Annotated in this window: 14 protein-coding genes; 5 read left to right on the top strand and 9 right to left on the bottom strand. The window is 36.9% G+C overall.

Annotation, left to right across the window (positions count from 1 at the left end; genetic code table 11):
* Nucleotides 1–2 precede the first annotated feature (2 nt).
* From DHD80_RS12960 to DHD80_RS12920, 9 genes are all read right to left on the bottom strand, one after another.
* Nucleotides 3–785, bottom strand: a complete 783-nt coding sequence (locus tag DHD80_RS12960; protein ID WP_251741758.1) for an SDR family oxidoreductase — start codon at nt 783–785, stop codon at nt 3–5.
* 1 nt (nt 786) lies between these two features.
* On the bottom strand, nt 787–1,614 hold the full coding sequence (locus DHD80_RS12955) for an amidohydrolase family protein (protein WP_251741756.1): 828 nt from the start codon (nt 1,612–1,614) through the stop codon (nt 787–789).
* Nucleotides 1,615–2,469, bottom strand: coding sequence for a fumarylacetoacetate hydrolase family protein (locus tag DHD80_RS12950; protein WP_251741755.1), 855 nt, complete (start codon nt 2,467–2,469; stop codon nt 1,615–1,617). It abuts the gene before it with no gap.
* An 81-nt stretch (nt 2,470–2,550) separates the two neighbouring features.
* On the bottom strand, nt 2,551–3,324 hold the full coding sequence (locus DHD80_RS12945; protein WP_251741753.1) for a glucose 1-dehydrogenase: 774 nt from the start codon (nt 3,322–3,324) through the stop codon (nt 2,551–2,553).
* Between the two features lie 11 nt (nt 3,325–3,335).
* A complete protein-coding gene (locus DHD80_RS12940) occupies nt 3,336–4,661 on the bottom strand; it encodes an L-fuconate dehydratase (RefSeq protein ID WP_251741751.1) in 1,326 nt (441 codons plus the stop codon).
* Between the two features lie 61 nt (nt 4,662–4,722).
* Nucleotides 4,723–5,631, bottom strand: a complete 909-nt coding sequence (locus DHD80_RS12935) for an AraC family transcriptional regulator (RefSeq protein WP_251741750.1) — start codon at nt 5,629–5,631, stop codon at nt 4,723–4,725.
* 533 nt (nt 5,632–6,164) lie between these two features.
* Nucleotides 6,165–7,352: a Gfo/Idh/MocA family oxidoreductase gene (locus tag DHD80_RS12930; RefSeq protein ID WP_251741749.1), complete on the bottom strand. Its 1,188-nt coding sequence runs from the start codon at nt 7,350–7,352 to the stop codon at nt 6,165–6,167.
* A 39-nt stretch (nt 7,353–7,391) separates the two neighbouring features.
* Nucleotides 7,392–8,741, bottom strand: coding sequence for a Gfo/Idh/MocA family oxidoreductase (locus tag DHD80_RS12925; protein ID WP_251741748.1), 1,350 nt, complete (start codon nt 8,739–8,741; stop codon nt 7,392–7,394).
* A gap of 12 nt (nt 8,742–8,753) precedes the next feature.
* Nucleotides 8,754–10,139, bottom strand: a complete 1,386-nt coding sequence (locus DHD80_RS12920; protein ID WP_251741747.1) for a DUF1080 domain-containing protein — start codon at nt 10,137–10,139, stop codon at nt 8,754–8,756.
* Between the two features lie 259 nt (nt 10,140–10,398).
* On the opposite strand from DHD80_RS12920, the gene DHD80_RS12915 reads away from it, so the two are divergent.
* The 5 genes from DHD80_RS12915 to DHD80_RS12895 all read left to right on the top strand — a co-directional run bounded on the left by DHD80_RS12915 (nt 10,399) and on the right by DHD80_RS12895 (nt 20,942).
* The gene (locus DHD80_RS12915; RefSeq protein WP_251741746.1) at nt 10,399–13,464 is read left to right on the top strand and encodes a TonB-dependent receptor; all 3,066 of its coding nucleotides are present in this window, start codon (nt 10,399–10,401) and stop codon (nt 13,462–13,464) included.
* Nucleotides 13,465–13,484: 20 nt separating this feature from the next.
* Complete coding sequence (locus tag DHD80_RS12910) at nt 13,485–15,131, top strand: RagB/SusD family nutrient uptake outer membrane protein (protein ID WP_251741745.1); 1,647 nt, start codon at nt 13,485–13,487, stop codon at nt 15,129–15,131.
* Nucleotides 15,132–15,247: 116 nt separating this feature from the next.
* The gene (locus DHD80_RS12905; protein ID WP_251741744.1) at nt 15,248–17,299 is read left to right on the top strand and encodes a glycosyl hydrolase 115 family protein; all 2,052 of its coding nucleotides are present in this window, start codon (nt 15,248–15,250) and stop codon (nt 17,297–17,299) included.
* Nucleotides 17,300–17,310: 11 nt separating this feature from the next.
* The gene (locus DHD80_RS12900) at nt 17,311–19,644 is read left to right on the top strand and encodes a GH92 family glycosyl hydrolase (protein WP_251741742.1); all 2,334 of its coding nucleotides are present in this window, start codon (nt 17,311–17,313) and stop codon (nt 19,642–19,644) included.
* Nucleotides 19,641–20,942, top strand: coding sequence for an alpha-L-fucosidase (locus DHD80_RS12895; RefSeq protein ID WP_251741740.1), 1,302 nt, complete (start codon nt 19,641–19,643; stop codon nt 20,940–20,942). The genes DHD80_RS12900 and DHD80_RS12895 overlap by 4 nt, the downstream gene beginning before the upstream one ends.
* Nucleotides 20,943–20,981 lie beyond the last annotated feature (39 nt).

Below are 20,981 nucleotides of genomic sequence, written 5' to 3'. Positions count from 1 at the left end.
TTTTAAGTTAAAGCTCTGTCTAAATGGGTGTAACCACCATCTACAAAAATTTGTTGTCCTGTGGTATGGCTGGATTTTGATGACAATAAAAAGGCTACCATATTCGCAATTTCCTCCGTGGAGGTCATCCTTTGTTCCAAGGGTATTTTACTGGTAATATTATTTAATTTTTTTTCAGGTTCGGGAAATGTATTGATCCATTTTTTATATAATGGAGTAAAGCATTCAGCGACAATAACTGCATTTACTCTAATGCTATAGGGTAGAAGTTCTACGGCCCATTCTCGCGTAAGAGCATTTCGCCCGCCATTGGCCGCTGCATAACCAGAAGTTCCTCCCTGACCAGTGAATGCACTTTTGGAACCTATATTAACAACCGATCCTTTATTTTCTTTAAGATAGGGAAGTGCTTCCTGAGTTATTAAATAGTAATGCGCCAGGTTACGCTGGATAGATACCATAAAATCTTCGTAGTTTCCTTTTTCTAATCCAATGGAATCATTTACTCCCGCATTATTTACTACCCCATCTATCCTTCCAAACTTTTCAGCAGTTCGAGCTACGGCATCAATACAATCCTGTGGATTTGTAAGTTCTGCAAAAGCATGGTATGCCTTACCTCCTTTTTCTTCAATCCTTTTTACAGCATCCAGCACATTTTCTTTATTCCGGCCTATAATAACTGGAATGGCTCCTTCTTCTGCCAGCAAATTGCATATGCCGTTACCAATACCCTTGGAACCGCCAGTTACTATTATAACTTTATTTTGCAGTTTTAAATCCATATTATTTTAAATTATATAATTCAACAGCATTTTTGCTCATGATGCTCGCTTGTTCTTCTGCTGAAAATTTTGAAATGTAATTTTTCACAAGATCAACAGTGGCTTCATACTCTCCGGCGACTAAACAGACCGGCCAATCTGATCCAAAAAGCATACGATCTGGTCCAAATTCTTTAGTTATTATATCTAAATAAGGTACAAATTGTTCGTATGTCCAGGAACTCCAATCAGCTTCAGTAATTAACCCAGATATTTTACAATGTACATTCGGAAATTGAGCGAGCTGGGATATATTCTTTTGCCATAACTCTATTTCCTTAGTTTTCACATTAGGCTTCCCTAAATGATCCAGTAAAAAAGTAATTTCCGGATGTTTTTGCACTATTTCAATGGCATCGGGTAGTTGGTGTGCATACACCAGAATTTCATATATAAATCCAAATTTTGCAAGTTTGGATAAACCATTCTGAAATTCTGGGGTCAACATAAATCCCTTGGGTTCAGCCTGCACTATATGTCGAAAGCCTTTTAATTTTTTAAATTCTGAAAAATAAGCAAGTCGGTCTTCCACTTTGAGATTTAAAAGATCAATCCAGCCCACCACTGCCTTAATTTCTGAATACTTTTCAGCAAGCTTCAGTAAGAACTGGGTTTCCTCTTCAGACTGATCGGCCTGAACCGCAATGCAACCATCAATTTGATTTGCTTGTAAGAGCGGAATCAAATCTTCGGGTAAAAAATCCTTTTGTAGAACGCGCATGGAATCATCGATCCATGCATCACGTACAGGATCAAATTTCCAGAAATGTTGATGAGCGTCTATTTGCATTTATTTGTAAGCAACTGCTGTTTGTTTAGAAGTTCCCAAGCCGTCTATTCCCAGTTCCATGACATCACCAGGTTTCAAATATCTAGGGGGTTTAAAGCCAAGACCAACACCTGCCGGAGTTCCGGTAGAAATGATATCACCAGGTAATAAGGTCATGAATTGGCTAATGTAAGATACCACTTCTTCCACTTTAAATATAAAATCTGAAGTAGTGGAGTCCTGTAATCTTTCGCCGTTAAGGTCTAACCAAAGCCTTAAGTTATTAGGATCTTTAACCTCGTCTTTGGTTACCATATACGGTCCAAGAGGAGCAAAAGTATCACAACCTTTTCCTTTACACCATTGGCCACCCTGTTCGATCTGGTAAGCCCTTTCAGAAACATCATTATGAAGTAAATATCCAGCTATATGATCGCTTGCATCTTCCTTACTAACATAAGAAGCTTTTTTGCCAATTACAATGGCCAGTTCTACTTCCCAGTCGGTTTTTTCGCTGCCCTTTGGAATGACTACCTCGTCAAAGGGTCCGGTAATGGCCGTGGTAGCTTTAAAGAACAGCACCGGTTCTTTTGGAACTTCCGCTCCGCTTTCTTCGGCATGTTTGGCATAATTTAACCCCACACAAATTAATTTTGAAGGGCGGCATACCGGAGAAGCAATACGGCTGTTTTCTGGTATGATAGGACTTTCGTTGGCATTTCTGTTTAACCAGATTTCCAGTTTTTTCAATCCGTCATTGGCAAAGAATTCTTCATTATAATCCCCTCCAAATTTGGAAGCATCTATTTTCTTTCCACAATCTAATTCTATTCCGGGCTTTTCTTTTCCCGGCTCTCCAAATCGTATTAATTTCATAATTATTAATTTATAAATTGTAATTCCCAATTAAGGAGAACTCAATTTTGTTACTGTATGGCTAAGGTTTAGCCTTAATTTTTATCCGTTTAAAGTTACAAACCCACCATCTATCGCATAATTGGAACCGGTAATAAATCCGGCTTCATCTGAGCATAAGAACAGTGCGAGATCTGCAATTTCTGCAGGTTTTCCCATACGTCCTATTGGTTGCGTTTTTGATAATTTCTCAAAAGTTTCCTTTTCCTCTCCCGGATAATTTTTAGAAATAAAATTATCTACAAATGGCGTATGGACCCTGGCAGGAGAAATGCAATTACATCGTATATTATAATCCAGATAATCTTTGGCAATAGAGTAGGTCATGGTCAATACCGCTCCTTTCGTCATAGAATAGGCGAAACGGTCTGAAATTCCCACAGAGGAAGCGATGGAGGCAAGGTTCAAGATAACCCCTCCGGTAGTTTTCATTGATTTGAGTGCAGGTTTAATGCAATTATAAACACCTTTAATGTTTACGGCATATAATTTATCTAAATCAGATTCTGAAGTATTTTCAATATTACCAACATGTGCAATCCCGGCATTATTAATAAGGATATCTATAGGACCTTTTTCCGCAATAGAATCGAATATTTTTTCCGTTTCTGCCGTATTGGAAATATCGCAGAGATAAAAGAAGGCTTTGTGGTTATTCGCTTCCAGTTCTTTTACAGCCTCGCGTCCATTATCTTCATTGAAGTCTAATATATGTACAGTGGCCCCTTGCTGTGCAAAGGTTTTTGAAATTGCTTTTCCAATTCCACTTGCGCCTCCGGTAATGATTGCAGACTTCTCACTTAAACTAAACTTCATTGTAATGTATTTTAATTAATAGTAGTTTCCTGTTCTTTCCACATTTTTCCCTCAGGAAAGCTGTAATCATCTATAGACTCTTCTTTCATAGTGATACTATAACCAGCCATTTTTGGTGGCATATAGGCTCCATTCTGGATCTTTACAGGATCCAGGAAATGTTCGTGTAAATGATCTACATATTCAATGATCCTGTCCTCTTTATCTGCACTTATAGCAATATAATCTATCATAGATAGGTGCTGAACATATTCGCATAAACCAACACCACCAGCGTGAGGACACACCGGAATTTTGAATTTAGCAGCCATTAATAGAATGGCAAGAATTTCATTTACACCACCAACTCTACAACTATCTATCTGACAAATTCCCATGGCATCTGCCTGCATGAGTTGTTTAAAAATAACTCTATTCTGGCAATGTTCCCCCGTGGCCACCTTTATTGGTGATACGGCTTTGGCAATTTTAGCATGACCTAGGATATCATCAGGGCTTGTAGGTTCTTCAATCCATAAAGGTTTGAACTGGCCTAATTCAGCCATGTTGGCAATAGCTTCATCAACGTCCCATTTTTGATTGGCATCCATCATCAGGTGAAGATCATCTCCTATTTCTTCTCTTATGATAGTCGCTCTTCTTATATCATCCTGAAGATCTGATCCAACCTTAATTTTCATATGTTTGAAACCTAATTCTTTAGCCTCCCGGCATAGTTTTCTCATTTTCGTATCTGAATATCCCAACCAACCCGCAGAGGTAGTATATGCAGGATAACCCTCTTTCAGTAAATTATCGATACGTTCCTGTTTAGTTGATTCATTAGCTTTTAGAAGTTCCAGTGCTTCCTGCGGCGTAATGGCATCCGTTATATAGGTGAAATCTATACATGAAATTAATTCTTCCGGAGACATATCTGCCAGCAGCTTCCATAATGGTTTTTCTTCGACTTTAGCATATAAATCCCATACCGCATTCACCAAGGCAGCGGTGGCCAGGTGGATAACACCTTTTTCCGGACCTAACCATCGCAACTGGCTATCTCCTGTTATCATTTTCCAGAAACTTCCCATGTCTTTGGTAAAAGATTCCAATGTTTTGCCCTTAATTAGGTGTTCTAAAGAATGTATGGCCGCCACGCATAATTCATTGCCCCTACCAATGGTAAAAGTAAGGCCATGACCTTCTAAACCTTTGGGATGATCCGTTTTTAGAATGACATAAGCTGCGGAATAATCAGGATCTGGATTCATGGCATCTGATCCATCAAGTGATTTACTGGTAGGAAAGCGGACATCTTTCACTACGATATCTGTGATTAGAATATTATCATGCATTTGTTAAGAATTAGGATACCAAAAGTAGTTTCTGATATACTTAAAATCTATGCACTGAAGGTTAAAGACTAATACTTTTTTTGCTCTGCTTCTTTATTTTCGAAGCTTTTTCCTTATAAAACTTCATAAATTCGGTAGGGGACATCCCCCGGATTAATTTGAATTGCCGATTAAAATTTGAAAGATTATTAAAGCCAGCATCGAAACATATGGTGATCATTTTATGCTTTTCTTCTATTAAAAGTTTACAGGCATAGCCGATTCTTATTTCATTTAAATACCTCGTAAATGGTTTATTATGAACTTTTTTGAAGAACCTGCTAAAGGCAGATGGATTCATTTGAGCAACCTCGGCGACCTGGTTTAAACCAATAGATCCATTAAAATTTTTGAAAATATATTCATAGACTTTTCTAAGGTTATTAGAGTCTTTCTGATCAAAAGAGTTTGCAAAACCTTGACTTGCTAAATAGGTATATTCATTTTGTTCTGAAAGTAAATCTAACACCTGAATGATCCCCGTTATTCTATCTACACCCTGTACAGATAGTATTTTCTTTATTTTTTTCTTGATTTTCTTGTCCAGATCAGGAAATAATAAACCTTGTCTTGACCTGTGTAACAGGTTGGCGATATTGTCTAATTCGGGAGCCTTAAAAAAATCAGCCCCCAGAAAATCAACTTTAAAATGAACAGCGATGGCCTCTGCTTTTAACTTGGAATTCTCATTATAGTATTCAGCATCATTTAACCACATATGTGGTAGATTTTCACCTAACAGCACAACCTCTCCGGGTTGAAATTTTTCAATACTGTCTCCTACAAAGCGGGTTCCTGTACTTTTAAGGATGATCACTAATTCAAGTTCCTGATGGTAATGCCACATTCTTAAGAATGAACGATCATGGTCATGCGTGACTTTGAGTGAACTATAATTACGACTGGATCTGTCTAAAAAGTGAAGTTTCATTTAATTGCCATAAACATTTATTGCTAAACTAATTAAATTTTCATGTTTTAAAGACAAAAAAGTATCAGGATTAAATTAAAGCTCATTATCTATAGTGAACATTTTCATATAGCGATACCATGGCCAGCACGATGATAGCCGGATATTTGATAATTCCACGCGGATTCTTTTTTCAAATATTAAATATGAATAGAAACCAGCTTCTCAGGCATTATCTGCCAGATTATGGAATGCATAATTTTATTAGAAAAAGAAAAGTAGCCGGCCTCATCATTAAAATTTATAATGAATTGTTTTTTTGTTTAATTTGAATGGATTCTATAGGTGCTTTTAGGTTTTCAATTTCCCATTTAATCATCTCGTCCTCCTGAGACCCGTGATAAAAAAAATTATCTAGTGTAGAAAATTGACGTATTTTTTAGAAGATTTTCCTCATGCTGAAACAAGTTCAGCATAATGAAAAATCTGAGTATAACTGGTTAAAGTAATTACAAACACAAAACCGGGAAATCAGAATTTATTTTAATGGAGCATTAATAAAATGCGGGACTTTTAATAATTTCATTATTATACATGGCATCTAATCCCATTTGAATACATATGGCTGTATTCGCCCCAGTTTTAATATCGGATATAGGCCTTCTGTTATTAATGATATTGTCCCTAAAATCTATTAAAGCTTGTAGGCTAGGTTCTTTATGAGGAACTGAAATAGGAATGCCCAGCCCTTTATCCCATTTAACCGTAGCCCCGGAGACACCGTCAACAATGCCTAATTCTTTTTTATTACCGCCTTCAGGATAAAACCAGGCTTTAGAATAATCTAAGATAATGGTACCCTTATCTCCCATGACTTTTATTTGATATCCATCTTTGGCATTGCTGGTTAAACAAGTAAATTTAGCGTCTACTCCACTGGGATAGCTGTAGATTAAATGAATATTATCGTAGGTCTCACGACCATCTTTCCAGTAATCTATACCGCCAGTCCCCATAACCTGGTTTGGAGTTTCGTCTAATACCCAGTTGGTAAAATCTATTTGATGGGAACAGAGTTCTGCAGCCAACCCTCCCGAAAATTCGCGATACATTCTCCAGTTTATAATTTTTTCCAATTCCGGGCTGGGAACGGGGCGTCTCCAATTTCCATGCCTGTTCCACTGGCATTCAAAAGCAGCGATTTTTCCTATTTTTCCCTCTTTTATAAGGTCTACAACATGGGTATACAATCTGGAACTATGATATTGATGACCGGTCTGAAAAATAGTGCTGCTGAATTCTTGTACCTTTTTTGCAAGGTTTTCTATACCATCATAACCTTTAGCCATTGTTTTTTCACAATACACATGTTTACCGGCATCAATTGCATCAATTGCTATTTGTGAATGTGTATTAAAAGGAGTGGTGACCAATACCGCGTCAACATCTTTATTCTCTAATAATTTACGATAATCACTATAAGCTTTTGCTTTACCCTTAACAGTTTTTAAACCATTTTCTAATCTAAAAGGTAAAATATCACAGCAGGCAATTACATTAAAATTATCTATGGTATTAATATTTGAAGTAAGGCCGGTTCCTCTATCACCGGTACCAATAACTCCAATATTTAGAGTTCCATGGGCATTTTTAAAATCAAGCACATTGGCCATGGCTGTTGCAGATGTTGTGATCGCTGCAGATGCTATGGAGCCTTTGATAATAAATTCTCTTCTTTTCATGTGAAATTTTTGGACATTAAAGGTACAATGTATTTTAATTTAAACAGGTTTAATTTCCCAACCGGGTTCGTAAGTTCTGGACCATAATTTCATGGCGTCCCTGTTGTAAATACGTCCATTATTTTCGTCAACTTCAAAGGACTGGTCTATCCTTGACGCAATATTAGCGTAATGTGTTAAGGTTTGACTGATAGCACCTTCCTCAATAGGAGAGGTTAATTCTGCTTTTCCCCTTATGGCATCAAAAAAGTTTAGCGTATGTGCTCCAGAGAGACCGCCACCGCCACCGAGGGCATTGCCATCTTCCAGGCCTGATATTACATTTTCTTTAATAAGTTCACCTTTTAAATCATATAATTTATAACCATCCCTATCTATAAAAACAGAGCCGTTGGAACCATAAATAAGGGTGCCCCGTCCTGCACCATATTTGTCATATCCATTTCTACTGCGCCCATCCCATTGAATAGTCCTGTTACCGGCAAAACGAAAAGTAGCTTCCATCGTATCATACATTTCCCAGCCATCATCTTTATAATGGAATTTTCCTGCTTTAACCTCTACGTGTTCAGGATATTTTACATCTAAAGCCCAACGTGCAATATCCAGTTCATGGGTAGCATTGTTTCCCATTTCGGCAGTACCATAATCCCAACCATACCAGTGCCAGTTATAATTCCAGGTGTCGTGGGTATAAGCTCTTCTCGGAGCTGGGCCCTGGAAGAGATCCCAGTCTAAACCTTCAGGTGGAGGAGCTTGTACCTGATTAGGAACACGGCCTCTTTTACTGGTGTAAAAGGCAATAGCATTATATACATCTCCAATAACTCCGTTATGAATGTCCTTTATGATCTCTTGGGATTGCAATGAGGAACGTTGTTGATTCCCCATTTGTACCACCTTGTTGTATTTTTTTTGATAAGCGATAAGTAATTCGCCTTCTTCCAGGTTATGGCTACATGGTTTTTCTAAATAAACGTGTTTACCAGCTTGCATGGCCATACAGGCACCGGGAGCGTGCCAGTGGTCTGGTGTTGCCATGAATATGGCATCTACATTTTTGTCGTTGAGTATATTCCTGATATCATTTTCGAGTTTGGGCTTATTACTAATTTTTTCAGAAACGGCTAATGCAGCTTTCTCCCGCTGGCTTTTCATGACATCGCATAAATAGCTTAGTTCCACATTGTTTTTTTGGTCTGCAATTGCCGGTATGTATGCACCATACCTTCTCCCTAATCCCTGAAGAGCAATATTTATCCTGTCATTCGCGCCTATTATTTTAGAATAGCTTTTAGCTGTCATGGCATTTATACTGGTGGAGGCGAAAGTAGCTCCTACTGCGCCCAAGGCTGTCTTTTTTATAAAATTTCTTCTGTTTGAACTCATTATAATTGCTGTTTACTGATTATTGTTAAGAGGACGAATTTTTATGTTTTTGAAGGATACAAGATCTCCATGATCCTGCAGTAATATTTCACCCTTATCTAATTCGCCAAAATTTGGCCATTTGGCATATTTACTTTCAGACACCAGTTTTTTGTATACGTCACTCTTCCTTTCGTATTCCAATATTTTCACGCCATTTAGCCAATGCTCCACATGGTTGTTATTAGAAATAATATGGGCGGTATTCCATTCCCCAACCGGTTTAATAGGTTTATTGGTATCGGCTTGAATCAAATCGTACAAGGAACCAACCGTTCGGCTTCCTTCGTGGTTTCCTAATTTTGCATCGGGGTGCAAATCGTCATCTAAAATTTGATATTCCAGACCAATAGAAGATCCCTCTCCTTTATTAAGCTTTGTATCCACATAATATTTTATTCCACTATTGGCTCCAGGTGTTAATTTAAAATCAACTTTTAATTCAAAATCGCTATACTGCTCTGTGGTTACAATATCTCCACCAGCAGTCGATTCTTCTCCGCCGGATGCTAAAACGCTAAGAACACCGTTTTCAATCTTCCAGCCTTTTTCAGGGAAACTATCCAATTTAGCACCACGCCATCCATTTGTTGTTTTGCCGTCCCATAATAATTTCCATCCATTTTTATTTTCGTCAATGGTTAATTGGTTATTAGTTAAGATGGGTTCAATAGGCGATTTAGTAGAATATTTAGAAACACTGTCTGTTAATATTCTTATGTTTTTCCAGACAATTTCTGTGCCTTCATTGTTGTCGGGTTTAATACTATGTACTTGTAGACTAATAAAACCACTGGCCGTCTTGTCATCTACCAGATGGGATGCCGGCACGTCATTGATCCAGGTTTTAATAGTATCCCCTATGGCTTCAATGCGGTAATGGTTCCAATCATTTTGCTTAAAAGCTTTTTGAGCTTCGGGGTTGTTTTCCAGGGTATTCAACCATCCACGTCGGGATTCGTCATAAATTCCCCCGCTCCAGGATCTTTTGGAAGGGTCAATTTCTACCTGATATCCATGCACTCTACCGTCTTTATAATAAGGATAACTATTACTTCTTATTTGAATCCCGGAATTCATAGTGGAATCGACTTTATAATCCAATTCTAAAATAAAGTCCCCGTATGTTTTATCGGTAGTTAAAAAAGAATTGGGTGTATCATGTACAGTACTACCTACAATAGTGCCTTCTCTAACCGTATATTCTGCATCGCCACCCTTCTGGTGCCAACCATTTAGGCTTGTTCCGTCAAATAAGTTTATCCAGGGTGTATCATCCTGGGGGGCTTCTTTGCATTTTACAAATAAAGCCACCAGGGCGATTAATAATATTTTGTTGTAAAAAAAAGGATTTTTCATGTTAAAATTACTTTGATGAATATTTCGTGAAAATACTTTTTTTTATGGATTCCTTAATGGACATCTTATGCAAACTCATGGATTTGTATGTTATTCCCATCTTTTTTTCAAAAGAATGTAAGGGTATTTATCCATTTTTAAAAATTTGAATCATAGTATTTTATTTGAAGATTTTATCCATGGTTTGGAAGAAAATGTCCATCGGTTAACACTCTTTTAACTATAAATTAGCACAACTAACAAAACAATATTGAATTACATGGAAAAATTTAAACTTTTATTAATTGCTTTCTTAATAGGTGGTTTGTCTACGACCTGGGCACAATCTAAAGTTTCAGGAATTGTGACCGATAGTCAGGACATTCCTATTCCTGGAGTAAATGTCATTATTAAAGGAACTTCTATTGGAACCGCTACAGATTTTGACGGGAACTACGAAATTCAAGCTGAAAATGGGGATATTATTATATTTTCTTTTTTAGGCTTTCAAACGAAGGAGGTTACTTATGAAGGACAGACCCAATTGAACGTTCAATTAACTGATGATGCTTCCCAGCTTTCTGAAGTCGTGGTAATAGGCTATGGATCTGTTAAAAAGAGTGATCTAACCGGTGCGGTATCATCAATAGATAATAAAACATTAACCGAACAAAAAAAGACAGATATTGGGCAAGCTATACAGGGTCGGATCGCAGGTGTAGATGTGCGGACTTTAAGTAACAAGCCAGGGGCGCCGCTGTCTATTGATATTAGGGGGAATACGGTTATTAAAAATACAAATGCCGGTCGCGATGGAATTAGTGATGATGCCGCAGATGACCTTTCAAAGCCCTTATATGTTGTAGACGGGGTGTTTTTTGACGATATTAATATTTTGAACCCCGCCGATATCCAGCAAATGGATGTGTTGAAAGATGCTTCGGCCACCGCAATTTATGGAGCCAGGGGTGCCAATGGAGTGGTGATTATTACCACCAAAAATGGGATTGAAGGTAAAACCGTGTTCACTTATGAGGCAACTTTAGGAGTGCGTTCTGCAACCAATATACCCGATATGTATAACGGGGATGAGTATGTAGATTTTGTTGAAAAAACCTTAAGAAGTACCGCCTGGAAAGGTCTTTTTCAAGATGGTTATATAGCTACCGTTGAAGATTATAACGATATAGAGGTTGATATTTCAAGAGAAATAAAAGATACAAATGAAGAGGCCGCGAATGTTGCTAATCGTCGTTATACCGATTGGCCAGCAGATTATCGCCATACAGGAATTCAAACAAGCCATAATCTAGGAATGTCTGGGGGTAGTAATGGATTGATTTATAACGGATCGATTGGTTATTTAAGTGATGAAGGTGTGGTTGGTATAGAAGGCTACGAACGTTATAATTTAAGTGCGTCATTATCCAAGAAAGTGACTGATAAATTCACGGTGGGTTTAAAAACCTATTTAGCACTTTCTGAACGTGAAGAAGGTAGTAGGGAGTTATTCAGAAGTACTTTACGTTTGCCTCCAACGGTAAATTCTTTTGATCCGGATGGGAATGTTATATTGTTTCCAGACGATCAGGACGGACGTTTTACAAATCCTTATTATGATGCCAATGGTGCCTGGAGAACAAACACAAGATCTTTAGATGTAATTGCCAATGTTTTTTTAAATTACCAGCCAACCGAATGGCTGAGTTTTAAAACACAATTTGCACCAAATCTTAAAAATACTAGATTTGGGGAGTATAGAGGTTTATTTACAAAATCATCCCGTAATGATCCTTCCAGAATTCAATCTCATTATGATGCTTCTTTTAAAACTTCATATACCTGGGACAATATATTAGATTTTAACTTCGACATTTCCGAAGCTCAAAATTTAAAAGCCACATTGATTTCATCATTATATTACAATCAACTCGAATGGAGTAATATAGAAACCAGAAATTTTGATACCGATGCATATTTATTTTATAATACCTCGGCAGGTTTAGACGTAAGGGCTTATAACACAAACTATAGAAAGGAAACACTAGCATCCTATGCCGCACGTTTAAATTATAGCATTTTAGATAGGTATCTATTTACTTTTACCGGTAGATATGATGGTTCTTCAAAATTAGCAGTAAATAACGAATGGGCATTCTTTCCTTCCGCTGCATTTGCCTGGAAGGCTAGCGATGAGGAATTTCTACAGGATACCGATTGGTTAAGCAATTTAAAATTTCGTTTAAGTTATGGGGAATCTGGTAATGATAGTCCTGTAAGTGCATATAGCTCTTTTGCTTTCTTAGGGGGGTCTGATTATGTATTTGGAAATACACATACCAACGGGGTAGATGTAAATGGTTTGCCTAACTATGATCTAACCTGGGAACGTTCTAAAGAGGTCAATATTGGTTTAGATATGGGCATTTTCCAGAATAGGATACGTTTAGGTCTAGATCTATATAGAAAAAAAACAGTAGACGCTATTTTAAATAAAACTTTGTCAAATATTACAGGTTATGGTACAGCTGTAGGTAATTACGGATCGGTTGAAAATAAAGGTATAGAGGTAACTTTAAACACCGTGAATATTCAAACTGATGATTTTAGATGGACTACAAATTTAAACTTTGCTAAGAACGAAAATCAAATTTTAAAGCTGGATGGCGATTTAGATAAAGAAACTTATGGTTCTCATGGGGTATTGCAAGTAGGTCAACCCGTAGATGCGATTTATAGTTACGAAGTTGAAGGTATATGGCAAATAGATGAAGCAGCAGAGGCGGCGGTTTATGGTAATTTTCCCGGGCAATATAAATATAAAGACCAGGATAACAGCGGTACCATAGGAGCTGAAGACAAAGTAGTTTTAGGTTCTGTTTCTCCAGATTGGATAGGAGGTATGACCAATACATTTACCTATAGAAACTTCGATTTTTCTGTACAGGCATATACCAGACAGGGATCATTCGGGCACTCTGAATTTTATTCACATTTTGCACCATATCAAGGAGACGATGCTAAATTCAATAAAATACACTTAGACTACTGGACACCCAATAATCCTGATGCAAAGTATCCTGCACCAGAATATGGTCACCCGGGAGAATGGTATTATGAAGATCTAAGTTTTGTGAAAATTGGGAATATAGGATTAGGCTATGAATTCCAGCAGCCTGTATTGGACAAAGTAAAAATGTCCAGTCTACGATTAACCCTAAATGTGCAAAACCCATTTACGTTTACCGATTACAAAGGGCCAGATCCAGAGACAGCCTTACAGAACTCTTATAACGCAGGGTATATGACCAAAACAGTATTATTTGGACTTAAGTTGTCTTACTAATTTTTAAAATTTTATTCAAGATGAAAACAATAAAAAATATAAAACGAATAACAGTTATTCTGGTCTTTACACTCTCGTTTAGTGGTTGTGAGGATTACATAGAAGAAGAGATATACACACAAATAACCAGTGAGAATTTTCTTGATGAAAATAACGCTGACCAACTAATCGTAGGAATTTATAATGCCGTAAGAGGTGTTTACAACAATTATAACTACAAATTTGCGGGAACTGACATTTTTACAACTCAGGGGGAAATATTTTCTACCTCAAGTGAAAATGATTATGTTGGATTTAATGCGCCTCAAACGAATGGTCTTTGGAACACAAATTATGCAGTAATTTCAAAAGCCAATACCGCAATCAACCGATTTGAAAATCAAATTAGTTGGAGCCCGGGTATGTTAGAAGAGAAAACTTATGGCATAGCGCAGGCAAGAGCTTTAAGGGCTCTGGCATTTTTTAATTTAGCACAACAATTTGGAGGCGTGGTATTGGATTTTGAAGAGCCACAAAGTATTCGTAATAATTATACACGTTCTTCAGAAGAAGCCACCTATAATTTAATTATAGAAGAGTTGGAGGCCGCTATTCCAAATTTGAAGGATGATCCGGAAACAGGAAGGTTTTCGAAACGAGCAGCGCAACACGTATTGGCTGAGGTATATTTAACCAGGGCATATAAAAATTACGGTGAAAGTACCGATTTTCAAACCGCTGCCGATTTAGCCGTATTAGCTATTGGTTCTTACGATATTAGAAGTCAGTCTTTTGCAGAGGTTTTTGATTACGATAATCAAATAAATCCGGAAATTCTTTTTGCAACCCAGTGGGGAGAAACTGGTTTTGCTTCAGATAGGGGTAATACGAAGCATTCTCTCTTTATGAACCAGGTTTTTAACCTGCCTGGCGTAAGTAGAGCAAACCTTTATGGCGAAAAAGGGAATAGCTTAATGCCCACGCCATATTTCTATTCGTTATTTACAGATAACGATACAAGGGAAAATGTTACTATTCACAGAACCATTATAGCCGATGAAGAAAGTGGGCTGGGTGAAGACGTAATCAATCCTGGAGATACCATAGTTTATTTCCCTAAATATGCTTTAGGCACTGCCGAATTAAAAGAACGATTAAATGATTACTGGGTGTATCAACCCGATCAATATTTATTTGGAAGACCAGAAGATATTGAGGGTGTAATTTACAAATATTCGCTCAATCCAGAATTTATCAACTTCCCCATCATGAAGAAATTTGACGACCAGATTTTTTCAGGAACAGGAGATGGGGCTCGTGATACTTTTGTGTTTAGAGTGGCCGGAACGCACTTAATTGCTGCTGAGGCTTTTCTAGGAGCAGGTAATCCTACGCAGGCTTTATTTCATTTAAACAGAGTAAGAGAACGGGCAACAGGGGTTGCAGATTACTATACAAACATCGATTTAGATACCATATTAGTAGAGCGTGCTTTAGAACTTATAGGGGAGTCCAATAGATGGGCTGTCTTAAAACGAATGGGGAAATTAGAAGAAAAAGTAAGTCTTTACAATCCACACTATATAGATCACGGTGCTTTTGATCCTTCCAAGCATTTATTAAGGCCAATCCCAATAAAAGAAATAGAGATTTCTCCTGAAACAATGGAGCAAAATCCTAATTATTAAAAAAACACTTGAAGTACTTATTTGAATTTTGAATTAGTTTAGTTTATATAGGCAGGCGAATATTTCCCTGCCTATATTTTTAACTGCTCCATGTAAATTCTACATACCAATGTAATATGACGGAAATTTTTAAGCTAAAACCGGTATACTTACTAGGCCTTATTTCGGCATTGGTTTTATTTCTTGCCTGTACCAAACCCGAAGTTGAAAATTATTACCTCATAGTTGGTGAAAATTTAACTGAGGTTGAATTGAGTACTATAAACGATCTAAAAGCCGATTTAAAAAAGGTTATTAATAGTGAGGTATCTATAATTTCAGAAAAGGAAGCATTGTCAAAGACAGGAATATTTTTTGTCCTGGGAACTATAGAATCCAATATGCTTATAAAAAACCTGGCTAGCGAGGATAAGATAGCCCTTTCCAGTAAAAAACCCGGACCTCGCGGTGGTATTTGGGCTAAAACAAGACTTTTAAATGAACAAAAAGCAATTGTAATTGCAGGATCAGATGTGCAGGGACTGCAATATTCAATTTACGATTTCTCACAAGAAATTCTAGGAGTAGATCCTTTGGAATACTGGACAGGTAAATTGCCACATAAGAAATCGAAAGAAGATATATATAATTTTACCCCAAAGATTATAGCCCCGCCAAAGGTTCCTGTGTTAACATATTTTGAAAATGATGTAGACGAACTGGCGAACTATAGAGGTGAATTATTAGAATACGATTGGGAGAGTTATACCGAAATGATTAATTCCCTGATTCGATTACGTTACAACGCTATTCAATTATTTGATATGTTGGGCAGACCGGAATTTTTTATAAGACCAGAATACAAAAAATTAAAACCAGACTATCAAATAGATGTTTCTTATGTAGAAAAGATGATCGATTATGCCCACGAAAAAGGCATGAAAGTGGCCATCGATTTTGCCCTGGGATATCAAATTCATCCAATGCAGGAAGATAAAGCAACTTGTTGGAAAGCCTATAAAGAAGACTGGTTAAAAGCATGGCGTTATTATTTAGAAGAAACACCTTTATCAAAAACCGATATCTTTATTTTACGCCCCCGGCATCAGGTGTGGGATTGGGAATACAAAAGCAGTTGCGGCGAAAGTAAAATTGAAGTTTTTAACGAGGTTTATGAAGACTTTGGAAATTTAGTAGATGAATATAAACCTCATGCTACTAAAGTTTTAGTTTGTTATTCTGATGGAATGGAAATGTGGAATGAAGGTTTTCGTCCCCCAAAAGATTGGATTGTTCTTTGGTCCGATCACGGGTTTGGTGAATTTGAGTATTTACCAAATACTACAGACGGTTACAACTTTGGCACCTATATGCATGCTGGTTACTGGTTAAACCACACCGTGCATAACCCGTATCCTGAAAAAGTAGAAACCGTCATGAAAGATATGTTTCAAAATTATGGAGCAGATAATTATTGTTTGGTTAATGGGCAAAATTTCAGGCCATTTTTGTTAAACCTTGAAGCTTATAGTGCAGTTTGTAATAACCCGCAAACATTTAATGGAGATGATTTTTATACTTCCTGGACTGAGCGTTATTTCAATAAAGAAGCGGCGCAACATGCTGTTTCTTCAATGAAATGGCTGCATAAAGCACAAGTAGGCAGAAAAGGCTATGTAGAGCATTTGTGGGAAATACGCGAAGCCGTTTCCTATTTGTCAAATGCACCAATAAGAAGACCGGGTAAAACTCCTATTCCTTTCGATTATACACGTGTAGAAGGTGATTATACAACTACCGCTTCCTGTGCCGAAAATTTACAAAAATCATTAATAGAAGCTCGTAAAGGGTGGGAAATAGATCAGGGTGATTTCTATCATGCTTATATTCTGCTTCCTGTACAGATATATTCAGATTTAATAGCTTTTGAAACTACGCTTCATGAGATGTCGAAATTGAAGAAAAAGTATGAAACTACCCAGAATACTAAATTTTTAGAAGAAGCTAAAAAATTACTTCCTAAAGCGAAAAAAGAACTTGAAAAAGTTTATAAACGTAGGGAATCAGGTGATTTAGATGATAAATGGAAAGACTGGTATGCCATAAAAAATCGCAGACAGAACAATGGTTTTCCCAACATAGCTATGTTGAAGGCAATTGAAGATAATTTTAATAAAATGACCCCATAAATAAAAGAATAATGAGAATAATCCATGTTCTTAAAAAAACAGCCTGGCTTTTAGGCCTTGTGCTTTTTATCCTGATATCCTGTAAAAACCAGGTGAAAAGAAGTGCAGTCTTGGAGAAAGGGAATAAAATAGATTACACTGCTAAAGTGTACCCCTTATTAGATACCGAAAACTCCAGGTGGTTTTTCTTTTCTTCAGCTAGTCGTCCTTTCGGGATGGTAAACCTGAGTCCTGATACACAAATAGGAGGGGCCTGGGGGAGCGGTTATAGATATAAAACGGATACCATTAAAGGGTTTAGCCATATCCATGCATGGCAAATGTCTGGTGTTTCGGTAATGCCTGTAATTACTTCGGAAACGAATAAAAAAACAATTTTCACAGATTTCTATTCGCAATTCAGTCACGAAAAAGAAAAAATAGCACCAGGATATCATTATGTAGAACTGGATAGGTATCAAATAATTTCAGAAATAACAAGTACAAAAAGGGTTGGGTTGCATCAATATACATTTCCTAAAAACCAGCAGGCGGCGATACTTTTTAATTTGAACACCTTATTGGGGCCCTGTAAAAATTCTGGAGGCGTATTAGAAAAAAACACCACAAAAGAGCTTTCCGGGAAACTGGTAATGGAACCCACGCATAGAAGGCCAAAGCCCTTAGCGGTTTATTTTAAAGCGATATTTAATACAGATATTTCTACGGTTGAACAGGATGAAGAAACAGGTAATTACCTTGTTAATTTAGCTGAAACAAATGAGAAAGTTTTGATGAAAATAGGGATTTCTTACACATCAGTAGAAAATGCAGCTAACAATATAAAAGAAGAACTACTGCATTGGAATTTTGATGATGTAGTATCAGAATCAAAAATGGAATGGAATGATTTGTTGGGAAGGATTGAAGTAAAAGGCGGTACAGAAGCAGCCCAAACAAGATTTTATACCGATTTATGGCATGCCTTACAAGGACGCCGAATTATTAATGATGTGAACGGCGCTTACCCTGATAATACAGGAAAAGAATTCAGAGTGGGCCAATTACCTCTTAACAAAAACGGGAAACCAAAATTCAATCATTTTAATTCCGATTCTTTTTGGGGGGCACAATGGACACTCAATACCCTTTGGGGGCTTGTGTATCCCGAAATTATGGAAGATTTTGTGCATTCTCTTATGCAGTATTATAAAGATGGCGGCATTATCCCTCGCGGTCCATCTGGTGGCAATTATACGTATGTAATGACCGGGGCCTCATCTACACCGTTTATTGTGAGTGCCATTCAAAAAGGTATTATAAAAGACGATTTAGAAAATATATATCAAGCTTTAAAGAAGAACCATATGCCAGGGGGTATTATGGAAAAAGCAGGATACGAACATACTACAAATTTAGGAGGAGGTTTAAAATATTACCATCAAAACGGTTATGTACCTTACCCAATTCCCGATGGTGATTTTGGAGGTCATCAAGATGGTGCGAGCCTTACCATGGAATATGCTTATCAAGATTGGACCTTGGCACAATTGGCTAAAAAGTTAAACCATACAGCAGATTATGAATATTTTATGACCCGTTCAAAAAACTATAAAAATGTATTTGACTCGGAAACGGGCTGGATGCGTCCTAAAGATCAAGATAATATTTGGAAAAAAGATTTTGATCCCTACCAGGTGGAAAATGGGTTTATAGAAGCAAACGGAGCACAATCTACCTGGTTTGTACCGCATGATTTACAGGGTTTAGCTGCTTTAATGGGGGGAGAAGATAAAGCAGTAGAAAAATTAAATAATCAGTTTATTGAAGCTGAAAAATTAGGTTTTACAGCAGGTAATTCCCATGCACAGGAATTGCATCCAGAGTATAGTAGAATTCCAATCAATTTTGGGAATCAACCATCCATACAAACTTCTTTTATCTTTAATCAGTTAAATAGACCAGATCTTACTCAATACTGGACACGTAGGGTCATACAAAAAACCTTCAGCGGTTTGTCGCCGGCAACGGGATATAATGGCGATGAAGATCAGGGCTTAATGGGAAGTTTAAATGTATTAATGAAGATTGGTTTATTTCAAATGAATGGTGGTACTGAAGATAATCCTGAATATCAAATTGGAAGCCCGATTTTTGACGAAATAACCATCAAGCTGAATCCGGAGTATTATTCAAACCAAAATTTTATAATTAAAACAGAGAATAATAGTGCCTCGAATATTTATGTGAATAAGGTTAAATTTAATAATCGATCCCTCAAAAAGCACAAAATTTTGCATAGTGATCTTATTGAAGGTGGAGAATTAATTTTAGAAATGTCTAATAAAACAAACAGAACACCATGAAATTAAAACTCACTATAGTATTATTTTTAACAATTGGTTTTTCAGCTTCTGCCCAGCTTAAAAATAAACCCGAACTCAATGAGAATTTCATGGATATGGGTTTTGGTATATTTATACATTGGAGTTTAGATTCACAATTAGGGAGTGTGATTAGCCATTCTTTAGTAGGTGCTTCAGATGATTACGTGGAAAAGTATTTTAACGAACTTCCCAAAACATTTTATCCAGATAAATTTGATGCCGATGAATGGGCTAGATTGTTTAAGGTAGCGGGTGCAGAGTATGTTGTTTTTACCGCAAAACACCATAATGGTTTTTGTATGTGGGATACAAAAACCACCAATTTCAATATCATGAATACGCCTTATGGGAAAGATATTGTAGGGGAGTTAATCACAGCTTTACGTAAGCAAAATTTAAAAGTAGGGATATATTTTTCACCTGAAGATTTCAGTTTTATCCATAAGCAAGGGCATTTGATTTCTCGTAAAGGACCAATGACCCAAGTTACGGCAAACAAAGAACTTTTTGAATATGATAAAGCCCAGGTTAGAGAGCTAATTGGAAACTATGGTCAAATTGATGTTATGTTTTTTGATGCATTCCACTCTAAACCAATGGCGCAATATGTTCATGAAATAGACCCAAATATTGTAGTTACCAGGGGCGAAATGAAAACACCAGAACAGAAAATTCCAGACGGGGCTATGCCCGGGCCCTGGGAAACCTGTATGACCATGGGAACCCAATGGCAATACAAACCAACCAATGAGCATTATAAAGATGGTTCTGAATTAATCGAAAAGCTGATTGAAATTCGCGCGAAAGGCGGTAATTTCTTGATGAATATCGGGCCAAAACCTAACGGAGAAATTCCTATAGAACAAGAAGAACGTTTACGCGAAATAGCGCTATGGATGTTTGTTAATGAGGAAGGTGTTAAAAATGTGAGAACGGTACCTACCATAATTAGAGATGGGAAAATGTGGTTCACTAAAAGTAAAGATGCAAACACAGCCTATGTTTTTATTACAAAGCAGGAGGATTGGTTTAAAGGCTTTAGACGAAACTTTTATTTAAAGAATATGAAAGCCACTAAAAAAACTACTGTTTCTGTGTTAGGTCAGAATGATTTGGTGGTGGAATACTGGCCAGAAAATACGCCAACCTCTAGATTTATTCAGCATAAAGATTTATTGGAAATATCAATAAGTAGAGCGCAACGTCTTTATAACGATAAAATTTGGCCAAACCCGGTAGTGGTTAAAATCACCAATGTAGAATTTATTAAGGAATAAGAATTAATGGTTTATTTAAAGAATTTTATAAAATAACTG

This window comes from Gramella sp. AN32 (assembly GCF_023718305.1).
Classification (GTDB): domain Bacteria; phylum Bacteroidota; class Bacteroidia; order Flavobacteriales; family Flavobacteriaceae; genus Christiangramia; species Christiangramia antarctica.
The sequence above is the reverse complement of the archived record's forward strand: the minus strand, read 5'-3'. Positions and strand labels throughout refer to the sequence as shown.

Excerpts from the sequence above, each read along its gene's own strand:
- DHD80_RS12895 (WP_251741740.1), top strand. The coding sequence starts at position 19,641 with ATGAAATTAAAACTCACTATAGTATTATTTTTAACAATTGGTTTTTCA.
- DHD80_RS12930 (WP_251741749.1), bottom strand. The coding sequence starts at position 7,352 with ATGAAAAGAAGAGAATTTATTATCAAAGGCTCCATAGCATCTGCAGCG.
- DHD80_RS12905 (WP_251741744.1), top strand. The coding sequence starts at position 15,248 with ATGACGGAAATTTTTAAGCTAAAACCGGTATACTTACTAGGCCTTATT.
- DHD80_RS12910 (WP_251741745.1), top strand. The coding sequence starts at position 13,485 with ATGAAAACAATAAAAAATATAAAACGAATAACAGTTATTCTGGTCTTT.
- DHD80_RS12940 (WP_251741751.1), bottom strand. The coding sequence starts at position 4,661 with ATGCATGATAATATTCTAATCACAGATATCGTAGTGAAAGATGTCCGC.
- DHD80_RS12925 (WP_251741748.1), bottom strand. The coding sequence starts at position 8,741 with ATGAGTTCAAACAGAAGAAATTTTATAAAAAAGACAGCCTTGGGCGCA.
- DHD80_RS12955 (WP_251741756.1), bottom strand. The coding sequence starts at position 1,614 with ATGCAAATAGACGCTCATCAACATTTCTGGAAATTTGATCCTGTACGT.
- DHD80_RS12945 (WP_251741753.1), bottom strand. The coding sequence starts at position 3,324 with ATGAAGTTTAGTTTAAGTGAGAAGTCTGCAATCATTACCGGAGGCGCA.
- DHD80_RS12935 (WP_251741750.1), bottom strand. The coding sequence starts at position 5,631 with ATGAAACTTCACTTTTTAGACAGATCCAGTCGTAATTATAGTTCACTC.
- DHD80_RS12920 (WP_251741747.1), bottom strand. The coding sequence starts at position 10,139 with ATGAAAAATCCTTTTTTTTACAACAAAATATTATTAATCGCCCTGGTG.
- DHD80_RS12960 (WP_251741758.1), bottom strand. The coding sequence starts at position 785 with ATGGATTTAAAACTGCAAAATAAAGTTATAATAGTAACTGGCGGTTCC.
- DHD80_RS12950 (WP_251741755.1), bottom strand. The coding sequence starts at position 2,469 with ATGAAATTAATACGATTTGGAGAGCCGGGAAAAGAAAAGCCCGGAATA.
- DHD80_RS12900 (WP_251741742.1), top strand. The coding sequence starts at position 17,311 with ATGAGAATAATCCATGTTCTTAAAAAAACAGCCTGGCTTTTAGGCCTT.
- DHD80_RS12915 (WP_251741746.1), top strand. The coding sequence starts at position 10,399 with ATGGAAAAATTTAAACTTTTATTAATTGCTTTCTTAATAGGTGGTTTG.